Source organism: Streptomyces sp. NPDC048419 (genome assembly GCF_043200415.1).
Taxonomy (GTDB): Bacteria; Actinomycetota; Actinomycetes; order Streptomycetales; family Streptomycetaceae; genus Streptomyces.
Window position 1 is genome coordinate 28,263 of sequence record NZ_JBICXT010000014.1, and the last position, 15,624, is coordinate 43,886.

The 15,624-nt window shown below is 71.3% G+C and carries 14 protein-coding genes; 9 read left to right on the forward strand and 5 right to left on the reverse strand.

The features are described 5' to 3' along the window. Window positions 1-89: 89 nt before the first annotated feature. On the forward strand, window positions 90-1,631 hold the full coding sequence (locus ACGFYN_RS27100; RefSeq protein WP_393868472.1) for an MFS transporter: 1,542 nt from the start codon (window positions 90-92) through the stop codon (window positions 1,629-1,631). 109 nt (window positions 1,632-1,740) lie between these two features. Here ACGFYN_RS27100 and ACGFYN_RS27105 read toward each other — a convergent pair whose 3' ends face one another. Continuing rightward, window positions 1,741-2,235, reverse strand: a complete 495-nt coding sequence (locus ACGFYN_RS27105) for a MarR family winged helix-turn-helix transcriptional regulator (RefSeq protein WP_393868473.1) — start codon at window positions 2,233-2,235, stop codon at window positions 1,741-1,743. A gap of 105 nt (window positions 2,236-2,340) precedes the next feature. Between ACGFYN_RS27105 and ACGFYN_RS27110 the strand changes: the two genes are divergently transcribed. Further along, entirely contained in the window at window positions 2,341-3,132 is a 792-nt protein-coding gene (locus ACGFYN_RS27110) for a dioxygenase (RefSeq protein ID WP_393868474.1), read from the forward strand. A 28-nt stretch (window positions 3,133-3,160) separates the two neighbouring features. Here the strand turns inward: ACGFYN_RS27110 and ACGFYN_RS27115 are convergent, their stop codons facing one another. Beyond that, the gene (locus tag ACGFYN_RS27115) at window positions 3,161-3,679 is read right to left on the reverse strand and encodes a GNAT family N-acetyltransferase (protein ID WP_393868475.1); all 519 of its coding nucleotides are present in this window, start codon (window positions 3,677-3,679) and stop codon (window positions 3,161-3,163) included. A 195-nt stretch (window positions 3,680-3,874) separates the two neighbouring features. On the opposite strand from ACGFYN_RS27115, the gene ACGFYN_RS27120 reads away from it, so the two are divergent. Both ACGFYN_RS27120 and ACGFYN_RS27125 read left to right on the forward strand, forming a co-directional pair. After that, a complete protein-coding gene (locus tag ACGFYN_RS27120; RefSeq protein ID WP_393868476.1) occupies window positions 3,875-4,870 on the forward strand; it encodes an RNA polymerase sigma factor RpoD/SigA in 996 nt (331 codons plus the stop codon). Between the two features lie 363 nt (window positions 4,871-5,233). Next, window positions 5,234-5,977: a TetR/AcrR family transcriptional regulator gene (locus tag ACGFYN_RS27125; protein ID WP_393868477.1), complete on the forward strand. Its 744-nt coding sequence runs from the start codon at window positions 5,234-5,236 to the stop codon at window positions 5,975-5,977. 272 nt (window positions 5,978-6,249) lie between these two features. Here the strand turns inward: ACGFYN_RS27125 and ACGFYN_RS27130 are convergent, their stop codons facing one another. Next, complete coding sequence (locus ACGFYN_RS27130) at window positions 6,250-7,215, reverse strand: helix-turn-helix transcriptional regulator (RefSeq protein WP_393868478.1); 966 nt, start codon at window positions 7,213-7,215, stop codon at window positions 6,250-6,252. A gap of 94 nt (window positions 7,216-7,309) precedes the next feature. Between ACGFYN_RS27130 and ACGFYN_RS27135 the strand changes: the two genes are divergently transcribed. From ACGFYN_RS27135 to ACGFYN_RS27155, 5 genes are all read left to right on the forward strand, one after another. Further along, window positions 7,310-8,887 carry an MFS transporter gene (locus ACGFYN_RS27135; RefSeq protein ID WP_393868479.1) on the forward strand — a complete coding sequence of 526 codons (1,578 nt, stop codon included), beginning with the start codon at window positions 7,310-7,312 and terminating at the stop codon, window positions 8,885-8,887. Between the two features lie 191 nt (window positions 8,888-9,078). After that, window positions 9,079-9,840, forward strand: coding sequence for a DeoR/GlpR family DNA-binding transcription regulator (locus ACGFYN_RS27140; RefSeq protein ID WP_393868480.1), 762 nt, complete (start codon window positions 9,079-9,081; stop codon window positions 9,838-9,840). Continuing rightward, window positions 9,837-10,784: a 1-phosphofructokinase gene (pfkB, locus tag ACGFYN_RS27145; RefSeq protein ID WP_393868481.1), complete on the forward strand. Its 948-nt coding sequence runs from the start codon at window positions 9,837-9,839 to the stop codon at window positions 10,782-10,784. Before ACGFYN_RS27140 ends, pfkB begins: the two co-directional genes overlap by 4 nt. Before the next feature lie 154 nt (window positions 10,785-10,938). Next, window positions 10,939-13,029 carry a fructose-specific PTS transporter subunit EIIC gene (locus ACGFYN_RS27150; protein ID WP_393868482.1) on the forward strand — a complete coding sequence of 697 codons (2,091 nt, stop codon included), beginning with the start codon at window positions 10,939-10,941 and terminating at the stop codon, window positions 13,027-13,029. A 140-nt stretch (window positions 13,030-13,169) separates the two neighbouring features. Continuing rightward, complete coding sequence (locus ACGFYN_RS27155) at window positions 13,170-13,424, forward strand: hypothetical protein (RefSeq protein WP_393868483.1); 255 nt, start codon at window positions 13,170-13,172, stop codon at window positions 13,422-13,424. 20 nt (window positions 13,425-13,444) lie between these two features. On the opposite strand, the gene ACGFYN_RS27160 is transcribed toward ACGFYN_RS27155, so the two are convergent. Then, window positions 13,445-14,191, reverse strand: coding sequence for a DUF6227 family protein (locus ACGFYN_RS27160; RefSeq protein ID WP_393868484.1), 747 nt, complete (start codon window positions 14,189-14,191; stop codon window positions 13,445-13,447). A 157-nt stretch (window positions 14,192-14,348) separates the two neighbouring features. Further along, window positions 14,349-15,569, reverse strand: coding sequence for an Ig-like domain-containing protein (locus ACGFYN_RS27165; RefSeq protein ID WP_393868485.1), 1,221 nt, complete (start codon window positions 15,567-15,569; stop codon window positions 14,349-14,351). Between the last annotated feature and the right edge of the window lie 55 nt (window positions 15,570-15,624).

Sequence of the window (15,624 nt, forward strand, 5' to 3'; positions counted from 1 at the left end):
CACTGACGAAACTCACCGGCCGTCTCGGTAGGCGAGCCGTCCCCTAAGACACCTTTTTTCCGTCACGAAGTCCCGAAGTGGGTACCCCCATGTCTGAAACAGCCTCAAAGGCTCGCGGACCGGTCGAACAGACCGGTGACGCCAACCGCTGGAAAGCGCTCGTCTTCATAGCGCTCGCGCAGCTGATGGTCGTGCTCGACGCGACCATCGTGAACATCGCCCTGCCCTCCGCCCAGGCCGACCTGGGCATCTCGGACGGCAACCGGCAGTGGGTCGTCACGGCCTACGCCCTCGCGTTCGGCGGCCTGCTCCTGTTCGGCGGCCGGATCGCCGACCTGTGGGGCCGCAAGCGTGCCTTCGTCATCGGCCTGGCCGGCTTCGCCGCCGCCTCCGCGCTCGGCGGAGCGGCCCAGTCCGGCGCCATGATGTTCGGTGCCCGCGCCCTGCAGGGCGTCTTCGGCGCCATGCTCGCGCCCGCCGCGCTCTCCCTGCTCGCCGTGATGTTCACGGACGCCAAGGAGCGCGCCAAGGCGTTCGGCATCTACGGTGCGATCGCCGGTGGCGGCGGCGCCGTCGGCTTCATCCTCGGCGGCGTGCTCACCGAGTACATGGACTGGCGCTGGACGTTCTTCGTGAACATCCCCTTCGCCATCGTCGCCGCGCTCGGCGCGTACTTCGTCATCCGTGAGCCGGAGGGCGGCCGCAACCGCAACCCGCTCGACATCCCCGGCGTCCTGCTCTCGACCCTCGGCCTGGTCTCGCTCGTGTACGGCTTCACCCGCGCCGAGTCCGACGGCTGGGGCGACTCCCTGACGATCGGCCTGTTCATCGCCGCCGCGGCGCTGCTGCTGGCCTTCGTCGTCACCGAGGCCAAGGTCAAGGCCCCGCTGCTGCCCCTGCGCGTGGTCACCGACCGCAACCGCGGCGGCATCTACCTCTCGCTCGGCATCGCCATCATCGCGATGTTCGGCACGTTCCTCTTCCTGACCTACTACCTGCAGGTCATCAACGGATACTCGCCGATCAAGACCGGCTTCGCCTTCCTGCCGATGATCGCGGGCATGATGATCGGCTCGACCCAGATCGGCGCCCGGCTGATGACCCGGGTCCCGGCCCGGGTGCTGATGGGCCCCGGTTTCCTGGTCGCCGCCGTCGGCATGCTGCTGATGACGCAGCTGGAGATCGGCTCGTCGTACTCCTCGACGATCCTGCCGGCGATGCTGCTACTGGGTCTCGGCATGGGTACGGCGTTCATGCCGGCCATGTCCCTGGCCACCCTGGGCGTCGAGCCCCGTGACGCCGGTGTCGCCTCCGCGATGGTCAACACCTCGCAGCAGGTGGGCGGCGCGATCGGTACGGCCCTGCTGAACACGATCGCCGCGTCCGCGACGACGGCGTACATCAAGGACCACATCGCGGGTGCGACCTCCAAGTCGCAGGCGCAGCTGATCCAGATGCAGGGCGCGGTGCACGGCTACACCAACGCGATCTGGATCGCGGTCGGCATGCTGGTGCTCGCCGCCGCGATCGTCCTGACCCTCGTCAACGCCGGTACCCCGGGTGCCACCACGGTGACGGGTTCCGCGGACGAGATCGAGGACGAGCTGGCGGTGCCGGTGGTCGCCCACTGACCCAGGCCGGTCCGGCCGTACCCCCTTCGGAACCACCCGTACGCGAGAGGAAGGGGACGCCTCCCGCGTACGGCCCCCAGGATCTGCCCTGGTCTGCTGAATGAGCGGTTCAGCGGAGCCAGGGCAGATCTGCGCCCGCATCACCGGGCTGGAGGCCCTCGGCGACGATCTGCATGATCTCGCCGAGGGTTTTCAGCTGCTCGGGGGTGAGCCGCTCGAACACCGCCTGCCGTACCGCCGCCACATGGCCCGGCGCGGTGCGGGCCAGGATCTCGGCGCCCGCGTCGGTCAGCACCGCGAACTGGCCCCGCTTGTCGGAGGGGCAGTCCTCGCGCCGCACCCAGCCGTTCTTCTCCAGCCGCGCGATCGCGTGCGAGAGCCGGGAGCGGGTGATCTTCGACTTCATCGCCAGCTCGGTCATCCGCAGTCGCCGCCCAGGGGCCTCGGCGAGCCCGACCAGCAGCCCGTAGTAGATGTGCGGCATGCCCGCGTCCCGCTGGAGCTGGCGGTCGAGGTGGTCCTCGAGGAGCGTGGTGGCGTGCAGATACGAACGCCAGATGCGCTGCTCGTCGTCGCTCAGCCAGCGTGCGGGTGCGGTGTTCATGCGTCCACTGTAACCAGCTCTCCTTGAAACTTAAACGAACGGAGCGTAGGCTCTGCGGGAGAAAGTTTTAGAGTTCAAGCAATTGCTCCGGAGGGAGTCGCCGTCATGTCCGCCGCCACTCAGGAGCGCATGCCCGCCCTCTATCTCAGCCACGGCGCCCCGCCGCTCGCGGACGACCCGGTCTGGCCCGGCGAGCTCGCCGCCTGGTCCGCCGGCCTGCCCCGCCCCAAGGCGATCCTGATGGTCTCCGCCCATTGGGAGGAGGCCCCCCTCGCGCTGGGCGCGGTGGAGACGGTCCCGCTCGTCCACGACTTCTGGGGCTTCCCCGAGCACTACTACCGGGTGACGTACGGGGCGCCGGGCGCCCCCGAACTCGCCGCGTCCGTACGGAAGTTGCTGCGCGCCCCCGGCACGCCTGTGCAGGACATCCCGGACCGGGGCCTGGACCACGGCGCCTACGTCCCGCTCGTCGAGATGTTCCCGGCCGCCGACATCCCGGTGCTGCAGATCTCCATGCCGACCCTCGACCCGGTGCGGCTGATGGAGATCGGCCGCAGGCTCGCGCCGCTGCGCGACGAGGGCGTGCTGATCGTCGGTTCCGGCTTCTTCACCCACAACCTGGCCGCGCTGCGCCATGTGGGCGCCGGGGTGCCGGGCTGGTCGGCCGAGTTCGATGCCTGGGGCCACCGCATGCTGGACGACGGCGACGTGGACGCGCTGCTCGACTTCCTGCACAAGTCGCCGGCCGGCCGGCTCGCCCACCCGCGCACCGAGCACTTCGCCCCGCTCTTCGTGACGATGGGCGCCGCGGACGCGGCCGGTGAGCTGGGCGCGCAGAAGTCGGTGATCGACGGGTTCTGGATGGGGCTCGCGAAGCGGTCGGTGCAGTTCGGCTGAGGCCGCTTGCGGTCCCGCGCCTTCGGTCCTACAGCTCCTTCTCGTACCAGGCCACGTCCCAGTACCGCCCGAACTTGCGGCCCACCTCGCGGTGGGTGCCGAGATGGCGGAATCCGAAGCGTTCATGCAGCCGCGTGGACGCTTCGTTGGGCAGTGCGATGCCCGCGTAGGCGCGGTGCAGGTCCTCGTCCGCGAGGGCCTCGAAGAGCGCCTGGTACAGCAGTGTGCCGATGCCGCGGCGGCCCGCGTGCGCGGCGAGGTAGACGGTGACCTCCACCGAGGTCGCGTAGGCGTGCTTGGTGCGATAAGGGCTGGATGTGGCGTAGCCCAGAATTTCCTGTGTGTCACCGTCCGTGGCAACCATCAGGCGGTATGGGCCGTCTTCAGGGTGGGAGAGCAGCCACGGGCGGCGCTCCTCGGAAGTGAAAACGGCGGTGTCGAAAGTGATGGGCGTCTCACGCACGTAGTGGTTGTAGATGTCGGTGAGGGCCTCGAGGTCCGCTTCGGCTCCCGGTCTGACCTGCACCTCTGAACGCTTCGACGCCACCAGACCTCCTCATGTGGCCGGACAGGGTACTGCATGATCAGAAAAACAAGGGGCCTGGTTGGGAATTCTGTCCGGATTCCAGTCGTTGTTTCCTACGGAAGCAGGGCACCCGAGAAGGGTGCTCAGAGGTACTCGACGGCGAGTGCCCGGCGTCCGAAGGACCACCCGCCAGCCCACCATCGCAAGGGAGCACGCATGGCAACCCGTGCCGTCGCCCGTCGTCAGTCCGCCAACGGCGAGACTGGCGCGGCAAGCAGTGTTCGCGCCCGCGCCGGCGAGATCGCCGACCGTGACCTGGTCGGGATGTATCTCGACGAGATCGCGCGCACACCGCTGCTCGACGCCGCCAAGGAGGTCGAGCTGTCCCAGGTCATCGAGGCGGGTGTGTTCGCGCGACAGGTTCTCGAGGGGTTCGAGGAGTCCCAGGCCGAGGCCACCCGTGAGGAGCTCGAGGCCCTGGTCGCCGAAGGTGAGCGGGCCAAGGACATCTTCATCCGCTCCAACCTCCGCCTGGTCGTGGCCGTGGCCCGCCGTTACCCCCGTAGCGGTCTGCCCCTGCTCGACCTGATCCAGGAGGGCAACGCCGGTCTGGTGCGCGCGGTCGAGAAGTTCGACTACCGCAAGGGCTTCAAGTTCTCCACGTACGCGACGTGGTGGATCCGTCAGGCCATCACCCGCTCGATAGCGGACCAGTCGCGCACCATCCGCCTGCCCGTCCACCTGGTGGAGGAGCTGGGCCGGATCCGCCGTGTGCAGCGCGAGTTCAACCGCGAGCACGGCCGCGACCCGGAGCACGCGGAGATCGCCGCCGAGCTGGGTTCGAACCCGGACCGGGTGACCGACGTGCTGGACTGGGCCCGCGACCCGGTCTCGCTGAACATGCCGGTGGACGACGAGGGCGAGACCCAGTTCGGCGACCTGCTCGAGGACAGCTCGGCCGTCTCCCCCGAGCAGTCCGTGCTGACGCTGCTGCGCAGCGAGGAGCTCGACCACCTCATCGGCCGCCTCGACCCGCGCACGGCCTCCATCATCAAGATGCGCTACGGCATCGACGACGGCCGCGAGCGCACGCTGACGGAGGTCGGCAAGGAGCACGGCCTCACCCGTGAGCGGATCCGCCAGATCGAGAAGCACGCTCTGCTGGAGCTGAAGAAGCTGGCGCGCGACACCGGCTTCGAAGCGGTGGCCTGAGACCGGGCGGGACGCGTGCGGCTTTCGGAGCGCCGGGCGGCGTACAACGCCCGGCGCCGCGCACGCCCGGTGGCGGAAGACCGCGCAAACATGGCGCTGTAACGCCGCTTCAAGTGTAGTAACCAAGGGAAAAAGACTTGTGGGCACAGGAGTTCGGCCCGTACCCACCCCCTGAACCGCGTCCCGACGCACATCCCCCCCGGCGCCGGGACTCTCCCAGAGCCGGGCTTCGGCGCCTTCCCCCCGGGTGCCGAGGCCCGGCTCCTTTTGTGCGGGCATGCTGGTGGGCGGGGCACCCCGAACCTGAACCCCGGGGTGGCCCGCCGAATGGCAGATTGTGCCACAGCGGCATAGCCTGCCGGTGTGAGCAGCCCCACCCCCGCACCGAACTCCCGCTCCGCCTCGGCGGCGCAGACCTCCCTCACCGAGCGGCGCAAGGCCGCGACCCGGATGGAGATCGCCCGGGCGGCCGCGGGACTGTTCGTCAGGCAGGGGCTGCGTGCCACCCGCGCCGAGGACATCGCCCAGGCCGCCGGGATCGCCCCGCGCACGTTCTACCGTTACTTCGCGTCCAAGGAGGAGGCCATCGCGCCCCTCTACGCGGCGGGCGCACGGCGCTGGACGGAGGCGGTCGCCGCCGCCCCGGACGGACTGTCCCTCCCGCAGGTCCTGGAGCACGCGGCACGCCACACCCTTACGCCGGGCGCGGGAGTCTCCGCGGCCTCCTGGGAGCTGGTCCGCACCCTGATCCGCCTCACCGACACCAGCCCCGCGTTGGGCAAGGTGTGGGCGGAGGTCTGCCACGCGGCGGAGGCGGAGCTGGCCGGGGCGCTGGCGGAGCGGGTCGCGCAGGGCGGGCGCGACAACGTTGGCAGCGAGGCCGTCGGTGAGGCGGTCGGTGGGCTCGGCGGCGAGGGGGGTGGCGCCGGGGGCTCCTCTCCACTGCGCTTCGCCGCAGCCGTCGCCGGCGCGGCCGTACGCGTGGCCGTCGAAACCTGGGCGGCCGGCACGGCCCCGGCGAGCGGCCCGGAGGGACCGGCGACCCTGGCGCTGCGCAATCTGGCCGCACTGCGGGAGTTCCCGTGGACGGAGCTGGTGGGGGAGTAGCGGGGGCGGGCTCGGTCGGTGTTGTGCGGGGCCGGTGGGGTGGCGCGCGGATGGATCCGGTCGGTGTCGCGGGCGGGCCCGGTGTGGGGTTGCGCGGGCGGTTCGGTGGGGCCCGGCCCCTGTCGTGCGAGCGGGCCCAGTGTCGTCCGGGCGAGCCCGGTGGGGTGTGCGGTCCGTGTCGTGCGGGCGGGCCCAGTGTCGTCCGGGCGAGCCCGGTGGGGTGCGGTCCGTGTCGTGCGGGCAGGCCCGGTCGGGTGCGGTGAGAGGGGGGTTCACTCACCCGCCGCCCGTGTCAGGCGGGCTCCCAACTCCCGTACGCACTCCACCAGTTCCACCGGCTGACGGGCCGTGAAGTCGAAGCCCAGCAGGGCGAGCCGGGCCGCCAGCCACTCCACCGCGTCGCCGGTCCGCCCGCGCAGCCGGCAGGTGTCGTCGTCCAGGGGCTCCGGTACGCCCAGCCACGACGGGACCCGGGCCGCGACCGCCTCCGCGCTCGCGGCGAACGTCACCTCGAAGTCGTACGACTCCTGGTGCCGCTGCATCGAACGCCGCAGATACTCCGCCGCGTCGCCGGTCGGCAGCTCGCGCGGGGCGAACCGCGCGCCGGTCGCGAAGGGCTCGCTCACCCGGTCGACGCGGAACGTTCGCCAGTCGGCGCGGTCGACGTCGTAGGCGACGAGGTACCAGCGGCGCCCGGTCGAGACGAGCCGGTGGGGCTCGGTCAGACGGCGCGACTCGTTGCCGTCGCCGGCGCGGTAGGCGAACCGCAGCCGCTCCCGGCCGGCGACCGTGGACGCCATCACGGTCAGCGTCTCGGGCGCGATGCTCGCACCGTCCCCGCTGGTCAGCGGAGTGGTCGCGGCCTGAAGGGTGGAGACGCGGTGGCGCAGGCGCGAGGGCAGTACCTGCTCCAGCTTGGCCAGGGCCCGTACGGACGCCTCGTCCACGCCCTCCAGGGCGTGCCCGGCGCCCGCCCGCAACCCGACCGCGATCGCCACCGCCTCCTCGTCGTCGAGTACGAGCGGCGGCATCGCCTTGCCCGCGACCAGCCGGTAGCCGCCGTCGGAGCCCATGGTCGCCTGCACCGGATAGCCCAGCTCACGCAGCCGGTCGACGTCGCGCCGCACGGTGCGCCGGGACACCCCGAGCCGGTCGGCGAGCTCGCCGCCCGGCCATTCGCGCGGGGTCTGGAGAAGGGAGAGGAGCTGGAGGAGCCGGGCCGGGGTGTCGGTCGTCATGGGTTCTCCTCCGTCATCTGTTCTGCCGTGTCGAATTCGAGGATGCCTGCCCAGTAGGACACAACCTGTCCTACTGGGGTCGTAACTTCGATGTATGACCTCCACCGAAACCCTCGGGGAAAGCCCCGCCGGCACGACGGACCGCCGCCGCTGGTTCGCTCTCGCCATCGTGATGACCGCGGCCTTCATGGACCTGGTCGACGTCACGATCGTCAACATCGCGATCCCGTCCATCCAGCGCGACGCCGGGGCGTCCGTCAGCCAGATCCAGTGGATCACCGCCGGCTACGCGCTCGCGTTCGCCGCCGGTCTGATCACCGGTGGGCGGCTCGGCGACATCCACGGCCGCAAGCGGCTGTTCCTCATAGGGATCGGCGGCTTCACGCTCGCGTCGGCGCTGTGCGGCTTCGCGGCGAACCCGGAGATGCTGGTCGCCTCCCGCATCCTGCAGGGCGCGATGGCGGCGCTGATGGTGCCGCAGGTCCTGTCGATCGTGCACGCCACCTTCCCGGCGCACGAACGGGGCAAGGTGTTCGGCCTGTTCGGCGCCATCGTGGGGCTGGGGGCCGTCTCGGGTCCGCTGCTCGGCGCGCTGCTGACGGAGTGGAACCTGTTCGGTCTGGAGTGGCGGCCGATCTTCCTCATCAACCTCCCGGTCGGGATCGCGGCCCTCATCCTGGGCAGCCGCTACATCACCGAGTCGAAGGCCCCGCGGGCGCTGAAGCTGGACCTGGTCGGCGTCGCGCTGCTCACCCTCGGCCTGACGATGCTGCTCTACCCCCTGACCCGCGGCCGTGAGCTGGGCTGGCCGCTGTGGGGCTACGCATCGATGGCCGGCGCGCTCGTCGTCTTCGCGGCGCTGGTGATGTACGAGCGGCGCAAGGCGGCCCGGGACGGCTCGCCGCTGGTCGAGCTCTCCCTGTTCCGCGTGAAGAGCTTCGCGGCCGGTATCGCCGTGCAGACCGTCTTCGGGGTCGCGCTCGGTGTGTTCTTCCTGGTGTGGACGCTGTACATGCAGATCGGCCTGGGCTGGAGCCCGCTGCGGGCGGGGCTGACCGGTGTGCCGTTCTCGATCGCGGTCTCCACGGCGGCGGGCCTGTCCGTGCAGCAGCTGGTGCCGCGCTTCGGCCGCCGGGTGCTTCAGGCGGGCGCACTGCTGATGGCGGCGGGCGTCCTGCTCTACATCTGGGAGTCCGGCCGCTACGGCACCGCAATCGCCTCCTGGCAGATGGCGCTGCCGCTGGTCGTGATGGGCGTCGGCATGGGCCTGATCGTCGCGCCGCTGACGGACGCCGTGCTGTCGGGGGTCCCGCGTGAGCACGCCGGGTCGGCGTCGGGGCTGATCAACACCGTGCAGCAGATGGGCAACGCGCTCGGACTCGGGCTCGTGTCGGTCGTGTTCTTCGGTGAGATCGGCGACCGCCTGACGCCGGACCAGGTGGGGCCGGCCTTCGTGAACGCCTTCCAGCACGCGCTGGGCTGGGTCGCGGGCGTCATGGCCGCCATCTTCCTGCTGATGTTCGCCCTGCCGAAGCGGTCGGCGCAGCCTCTGGAGGGCGGCGAGGACGGGCAGGCGGCCGAGACCTCGACCGCCGGGCCCGAAGCCGGTTCCGACGCCGGAACCACCGCCGGTTCCGGCGGGCGCGCCGGGGAGCCCGAGCTGGTGGGGTGATCGGACGCCGGTGACCAGGAGTTCTCGGCCCGCCTCCCGTGCGACGTACGGGAGGCGGGCCTTTTCCGCGCCCAGCCTTACAGATGCCCGATTGTGTCTGCATCGTGCCCGAACCCGTTTACTTCTCGGAAATGCGCGCGTACTCTCCGAGTGAAACCACAAGTTCGGGCACAGGTCGGAGGCGAACGGACATGTACGCACCGGAGCGGCAGCAGGAGATCCTCCGGCTCGCCCGGGACGGCGGCAGGGTGGACGTGGTGTCGCTGGCCGAGGAGTTCCAGGTGACCGCGGAGACGATCCGCCGGGACCTGAAGGCCCTCGACCGCGCGGGACTCGTGCGCAGGGTGCACGGCGGTGCCATACCCGTCGGGCGACTCGACTTCGAGCCGGACCTCGCCGAGCGCGAGGGCACGGCGGCGGACGAGAAGGACCGGATCGCCAAGGCCGCCGTCGCGGAGCTGCCGGTCGAGGGCACGATGATCCTCGACGCGGGCTCCACCGTGGCGCGTCTGGCGGCCGCCATCCCGCTGGAGTCCTCGCTCACCGTCGTCACCCACAGCCTGCCGATCGCGGCCCGCCTCGCCGACCACCCCGGCATCCAGCTCCACCTCGTCGGCGGCCGGGTGCGGCACCGTACGCGCGCCGCCGTGGACGCCTGGGCGCTGCGGGCGTACGGCGAGATCCGGGCGGACGTGCTGTTCGTGGCGGCCAACGGCTACTCCGCCGACCACGGCCTGACCACCCCCGACCTCGCCGAGGCCGCGGTGAAGCGCGCGGCGGTCGCCGCGGCCCGCCGCGTCGTGCTGCTCGCCGACTCCTCCAAGCACGGCCAGGAGCACTTCGCCCGCTTCGGCGACCTGAGCGACGTGGACCTGCTGATCACCGACAGCGGGCTGAGCCCGGAAGACGCCACCGCCATCGAGCGCGGCGGCACGGAAGTAGTGCGCGCATGATCCTCACCGTCACCCCCAACCCGTCCCTGGACCGTACGTACGAGGTCCCCTCCCTGGAGCGCGGCGAGGTCGTCCGCGCCACCGGCGAGCGGGTGGACCCGGGCGGCAAGGGCGTCAACGTCTCGCGTGCCGTCGCGGCCGCCGGGCAGCGCACGGTCGCGGTCCTGCCGCTGGGCGGCGCGCCGGGCGCCCTCGTCGCCGACCTGCTCGACGCGCAGGGCATCGAGGTCGCGCCGGTGCCGATCTCCGGAGCCACCCGCTCCAACATCGCGCTCGCGGAGGCCGACGGCGTCCTGACGAAGATCAACGCTCCGGGACCCGAACTCTCCGCCGAGGAGCAGGAGCTGCTGCTGGAGACGGTGCGCGCCCAGTCCCGCGGCGCGGACTGGATCGCCTGCTGCGGCAGCCTGCCGCGCGGGCTCGCCCCGGCCTGGTACGCCGACCTGGTCGCGCGGGCGCACGCCGCGGGCGTCCGGATCGCGCTGGACACCTCCGGCCCCGCTCTGCTGGAGGCACTGCGCGAGCGGCCCGACGTGGTCAAGCCCAACGCCGAGGAGCTCGCGGAGGCCGTCGGGCGGCCGCTGGCCACCGTCGGCGACGCGGTGAAGGCGGCCGAGGAGCTGCGGGAGATGGGCGCGCGCGCCGTCCTCGCGAGCCTTGGCGCCGACGGGCAGCTGCTCGTCGGCGACGCGGGCGCCTGGTTCGGCAGCGCGCGTGTCGACGCCGTCCGCAGCAACGTCGGCGCCGGCGACTCCTCGCTGGCCGGCTTCCTGATCGCGGGCGGCAGCGGCCCGGAGGCCCTCGCCTCCGCGGTGGCGCACGGCGCGGCGGCCGTCCAGCTGCCGGGCAGCGTGATGCCGACCCCGGCCGACCTGGACCCCGCGGCGGTGACGGTCACGTCCGACGTGCCCGTCGACCGCGTACTGGAGGAGCCGGCGTCATGAGCCTTCGCAGGGCCCCCACGCCCACCCCTCGTGCGGCGCCCGCCCCCTCCGTCCCCGATGCGACCACCCCCCGAATCCCCCGCAGCACCCCCGTCCCCGTCCCCGCCCCCGCCCACCCTTCTGACCGGGCGATACGCGTGCTAAGGAGCCCGCGATGAGTGACATGATCACCGCGGACCTGGTCGATCTCGACCTGTCCGCCGACACCAAGGAAGCGGCGGCACGCGCCCTCGCCGAGCGCATGGTGGCCCTGGGCCGGGTGACCGACCTGGACGGCTTCCTCGCCGACGTGGCCGCCCGCGAGGCGCAGATGCCCACCGGCCTGGACGGCGGCATCGGCATCCCGCACTGCCGCAGCGAGCACGTCACCGAGCCCACGCTCGCCTTCGGGCGCAGCGCCTCCGGCATCGACTTCGGTGCCGCGGACGGCCCAGCAGACCTGATCTTCCTGATCGCCGCGCCCGCCGGTGCCGACGACGCCCATCTGACGATCCTGTCGTCGCTGGCCCGGCAGCTGATGAACGCCGAGTTCACCGACGCGCTGCGCGCCGTGGGCGACCCGGCCGCCGCCGCAGCGCTGATCCGCGGCGACGAAGCCCCGGCGGCGGCCGGCGGCGAAGACTCCGCTGCGGTTTCGAAGGCGGCCTCCTCCGAAACCGCAGCGGGCAGCACGGCCCCGGCGCCGGGTGCGAGCGTCGAGGACGCTGCGGCCCCGGTGCCGGGCGCCCCGGCCGCGGACGGGCAGCCCTTCCGCATCGTCGCCGTCACCTCCTGCCCGACCGGCATCGCCCACACATACATGGCGGCCGAGTCGCTGGAGAACGCGGGCCGCGAGGCGGGCGTCGAGGTCACCGTCGAGACCCAGGGCTCGGCCGGCTTCGCCCGGCTCGACCCGGCCGTCATCGCGGCGGCGGACGGCGTGATCTTCGCGCACGACGTCCCCGTGCGCGACAAGGACCGCTTCGCCGGCAAGCCGACCGTCGACGTCGGCGTCAAGGCCGGCATCAACCGCCCCGGCGCGCTCATCTCCGAGGTCCGCGAGAAGGCGGAGCGCGGCGAGGTCACCTCAGGCTCCGCGCCCTCCACCCCGGTCGAGCGCGCCGGCGAGGCCGGAGAGGGTTACGGCACCAAGCTGCGCAAGTGGCTGATGTCCGGCGTGAGTTACATGGTCCCGTTCGTCGCGGCCGGCGGTCTGCTGATCGCCCTCGGCTTCGCGATCGGCGGCTACAAGATCAACAAGGCGCCGTCGGTCATGGACCACTTCATCTGGACCCAGGGCGACAGCTGGGCGGCGCTTCTCTTCCAGATCGGCGGCGTCGCGTTCGCCTTCCTGGTCCCGGTCCTGGCCGGCTACATCGCCTACGGCATGGCCGACCGGCCCGGTCTCGTCCCCGGCTTCGTCGGCGGCTCGATCGCCCTCACCATCAACGCCGGCTTCCTCGGCGGACTCGCCGCCGGTCTGATCGCCGGTGGCGTGGTGATGGCGATCCAGAAGGTGAGGATCCCGGCGGCAGTGCGCGGCATCATGCCGGTGGTGGTGATCCCGCTGATCTCCTCGGCGATCGTCGGATTCCTGATGTTCGTCCTGATCGGCAAACCCATCGCCTCCGCCCAGAAGAGCATGACGGACTGGCTCAACGGCCTTTCCGGCGCCAACGCCGTCCTGCTCGGCGCCCTGCTCGGCCTGATGATGTGCTTCGACCTCGGCGGTCCCGTCAACAAGGTCGCGTACACCTTCGCCACCGCCGGCATCGCGGTCTCCAACCCGAGCGACTCCGCGATGAAGATCATGGCCGCCGTCATGGCCGCCGGCATGGTCCCGCCGCTCGCGATGGCGCTGGCCACCACGGTCCGCGGCAAGCTCTTCACCCAGACCGAGCGCGAGAACGGCAAGGCGGCCTGGGTCCTCGGCGCCTCCTTCATCTCCGAGGGCGCCATCCCCTTCGCCGCGGCCGACCCGCTGCGCGTCATCCCCTCCTCGATGGTGGGCGGCGCGATCACCGGTGCCCTGTCGATGGCCTTCGGCGCCACGCTGCGCGCCCCGCACGGCGGCATCTTCGTGGTCCCGCTGATCGGCAACCCCTTCCTCTACCTGATCGCCATCGCGGTCGGCACCTGTGTCACCACGGCACTGGTGGTCGTCCTGAAGGGGATGCGCAAGCCGGCACCGGGGACCGCGACCGGCGGTGCGGCGGACGGCACGGCCGCGGCGACGGCCGAGGCGAAGCAGCCGGTGGCCGCCTGACCGGCAAGATCCCCACATGTCCTTTTGGTGCCCTGTGAGTTGATCACTACGGCGAAGAGGCAAGTGCGGCGCATGTACGGCCTGCGAGATACGTCACGGTCCGGGACCAAAGTCCCGGACCGTGGTGTCTACTGGGGCGTATGCCTGATGAGCACGTCTCGGTCCTCCAGTCGATGGGCGTGGTGATCCTCGCCCTCGCCGCCGCCGTCTGGATCTTCGGCCTGATCAGCCTCGCGCGCCGCGGCCACTTCGGTCCGGTTCCGTGGCCGGCCGGCCGCAGCCCGCGCGCCCTGCTGTATCAGCGCCGCTCGGCCCCGTATGTCGAGCACACCGAGCTGAGTCCGGCGGAGCAGGCCGCGTTCGCCGGTCTCGTACGGCAGCTCAAAGGCCGCTGAGGCGGCCGGGCTCCCGGCTCTCAGGAGACCTGCGCCGCCCGTCGCTCCATCGCGTCCCGGGCCGCCTCCTCGCTGACGTAGACCTCGCACATGTGCCGCCCGTCGGGCGTCACCGTGTGCTCGACCTCCCAGAGCGAGACCTCTTCGCCGTCCCGCAGCAGGAAGGCGTGCTCGTAGAGCGAGAAGCAGAGCCCGGCGCGGCCTGCTCGGCACGGGCGCCCGAAGGCCTGCGTGATCTGGTGCGCGAACGCGGTGGCGAGCAGCGCGGAGGTCTCCGCGCCCGGCCGGTCCGGGTTCTCCGCGCGGCGCAGCAGCCGGCGCGCGTGATCCGCCGAGTCGTCCGGCACGTACGCGTGCCGGGGCGCGGGGATCGGCGACAGCTGCACCGTCACCGGCAGTTCGAAGTCCACGGTGTCCGGCGGCAGCGGCAGCCGCGCGGTCGCGGTGCGCAGCTCCTCCTCGTCGACGTACACCTCGTGCTGGGCGGGGCCGCCCGGCGTGGTGTTGTGCACCAGCTCCCACAGTGTGAGCGCCGAGCCGTCGGCGAGCAGCCACGTGTGGCGGTAGGTCTCGCGGTGCAGTCCCGCGCTGTGGTGCGCGGAGTGCAGTGAACCGTCGTGCGCCAGCGCGCAGTCGAGGCGCCGTATGGTCTCGTCCGGCAGCTCGAAGCTGTTCAGCGCACGACCGAGAAGTCGCGCGAGATGCTCCTCCGGAGACTCGGGCGACTCGGGTGGTTCGTACGCTGCCGTCTCGTACGGAACGCTCAAGGCTTCTCCCGGCGTTGCTGCATGTCACCTTGTGGGTGCATACCGTAGCCCCTAGGTCGGACATCATGTCCGGGAACCGAGAAAACGTACGCACGGAAAACGCCCGGGCCGTGCGGGAGGTTCCCGCACGGCCCCACGATCCCGGCGAATCCGCAGCTCAGGCGGTGCTGCCCGCGACCCACTCGCTCCACGGCAGGTTCCATCCGTTGAGCCCGTTGTCGGGCGCGACGGTCTTGTCGGGGGAGTTCTTGACGACCACTACGTCCCCGATGAGTGAATTGTCGTAGAACCACTTGGCGGGAGTGGCGCCCTGTGCGCCCTGTACGTCCGCCAGTCCGACGCAGCCGTGGCTAGTGCCCTCCCGGCCGAAGGGCGGATTGCCCTTGTTGTACCAGTAGTTGCCGTGGATGAACGTCCCCGACGTCGTCAGCCGCATCGCGTCCGGCACGTCCGCGATGTCGTACTCGCCGCCGAGGCCCACGCTCTGGCTGTTCATCCGCGTCTGCCGGAACTTCTCGGAGATCACCATCTGCCCGTTGTACGTGGTGTGCTCCGGGCTGCCCGACGAGATCGGCACCGTCTTGAGGACCTTGCCGTCCCGCACCACCGTCATCGTCTGCGTGTTCACGTCGACCGTGGAGACCTGCGAACGCCCGATGGTGAAGGTGACCGTCTTCTTCTGTACGCCGTAGAGGCCGTTGGCGCCCGCCACGCCGTCCAGGTCGATCTTCATCGTGACCTTGGAGCCGGCCTTCCAGTACTGCTCGGGCCGGAAGTCGAGGCGCTGCGCCCCGAACCAGTGCCCGACCACCTTCTGCCCGCTGCTGGAGCTGACCGTGATGTGCGACTGCACGGCCTTCTTGTCGGTGATCACCTTGTCGAAGTCGAACGACACCGGCATCCCGACGCCGACCGTCGTGCCGTCGTCCGGGGTGTACGTCCCGATGAAGCTGTTCGCCGAAGCGACCGTCGTGAAGATGGAGTTGGCGGCGGCCGTCCGCCCGTTCGCGTCCTTGGCGGTCGCCGAGATCTGGTACTTGGTCCCGCGCTCCAGCTGCGCGTTCGGCTTCCAGGTCACGCCGTTCTGGGAGATCGAGCCCGGCACGGCACGGCCCGACCCGGCCACCGTCATCTTCACGGTGGTCAGCCTGCCGTCGCTGACCTTCACCCCGGTCGTGTTGATCGAGGCGGCGTCCGAGCCGTCCTTCGCCGAGATGACGATCTTCGCCGTCGAGGTCTTCGCCGAACTCCCGCCGCCGCTAGAGGTGTTGGTGTCGGCGTTGGCGTTGCCGCCGCAGCCTGTGAGGGTGAGGGCGCCGACCATCAGGGCGGCACAGGCCCCCAGTGCGCGCCGCGCTGCTATGTCCGGCGTTGTCACGGGCTGCTCCAGGTTCGTGTGATGTGCGTGATCCGTTCCAGTGCGTGGAGAAAGA

What these genes read in the sequence shown, in the direction of transcription:
- ACGFYN_RS27135 (WP_393868479.1), top strand. Translation starts at nt 7,310, where the DNA reads ATGACCTCCACCGAAACCCTCGGGGAAAGCCCCGCCGGCACGACGGAC.
- ACGFYN_RS27105 (WP_393868473.1), bottom strand. Translation starts at nt 2,235, where the DNA reads ATGAACACCGCACCCGCACGCTGGCTGAGCGACGACGAGCAGCGCATC.
- ACGFYN_RS27130 (WP_393868478.1), bottom strand. Translation starts at nt 7,215, where the DNA reads ATGACGACCGACACCCCGGCCCGGCTCCTCCAGCTCCTCTCCCTTCTC.
- ACGFYN_RS27120 (WP_393868476.1), top strand. Translation starts at nt 3,875, where the DNA reads ATGGCAACCCGTGCCGTCGCCCGTCGTCAGTCCGCCAACGGCGAGACT.
- ACGFYN_RS27140 (WP_393868480.1), top strand. Translation starts at nt 9,079, where the DNA reads ATGTACGCACCGGAGCGGCAGCAGGAGATCCTCCGGCTCGCCCGGGAC.
- pfkB (WP_393868481.1), top strand. Translation starts at nt 9,837, where the DNA reads ATGATCCTCACCGTCACCCCCAACCCGTCCCTGGACCGTACGTACGAG.
- ACGFYN_RS27100 (WP_393868472.1), top strand. Translation starts at nt 90, where the DNA reads ATGTCTGAAACAGCCTCAAAGGCTCGCGGACCGGTCGAACAGACCGGT.
- ACGFYN_RS27110 (WP_393868474.1), top strand. Translation starts at nt 2,341, where the DNA reads ATGTCCGCCGCCACTCAGGAGCGCATGCCCGCCCTCTATCTCAGCCAC.
- ACGFYN_RS27150 (WP_393868482.1), top strand. Translation starts at nt 10,939, where the DNA reads ATGAGTGACATGATCACCGCGGACCTGGTCGATCTCGACCTGTCCGCC.
- ACGFYN_RS27155 (WP_393868483.1), top strand. Translation starts at nt 13,170, where the DNA reads ATGCCTGATGAGCACGTCTCGGTCCTCCAGTCGATGGGCGTGGTGATC.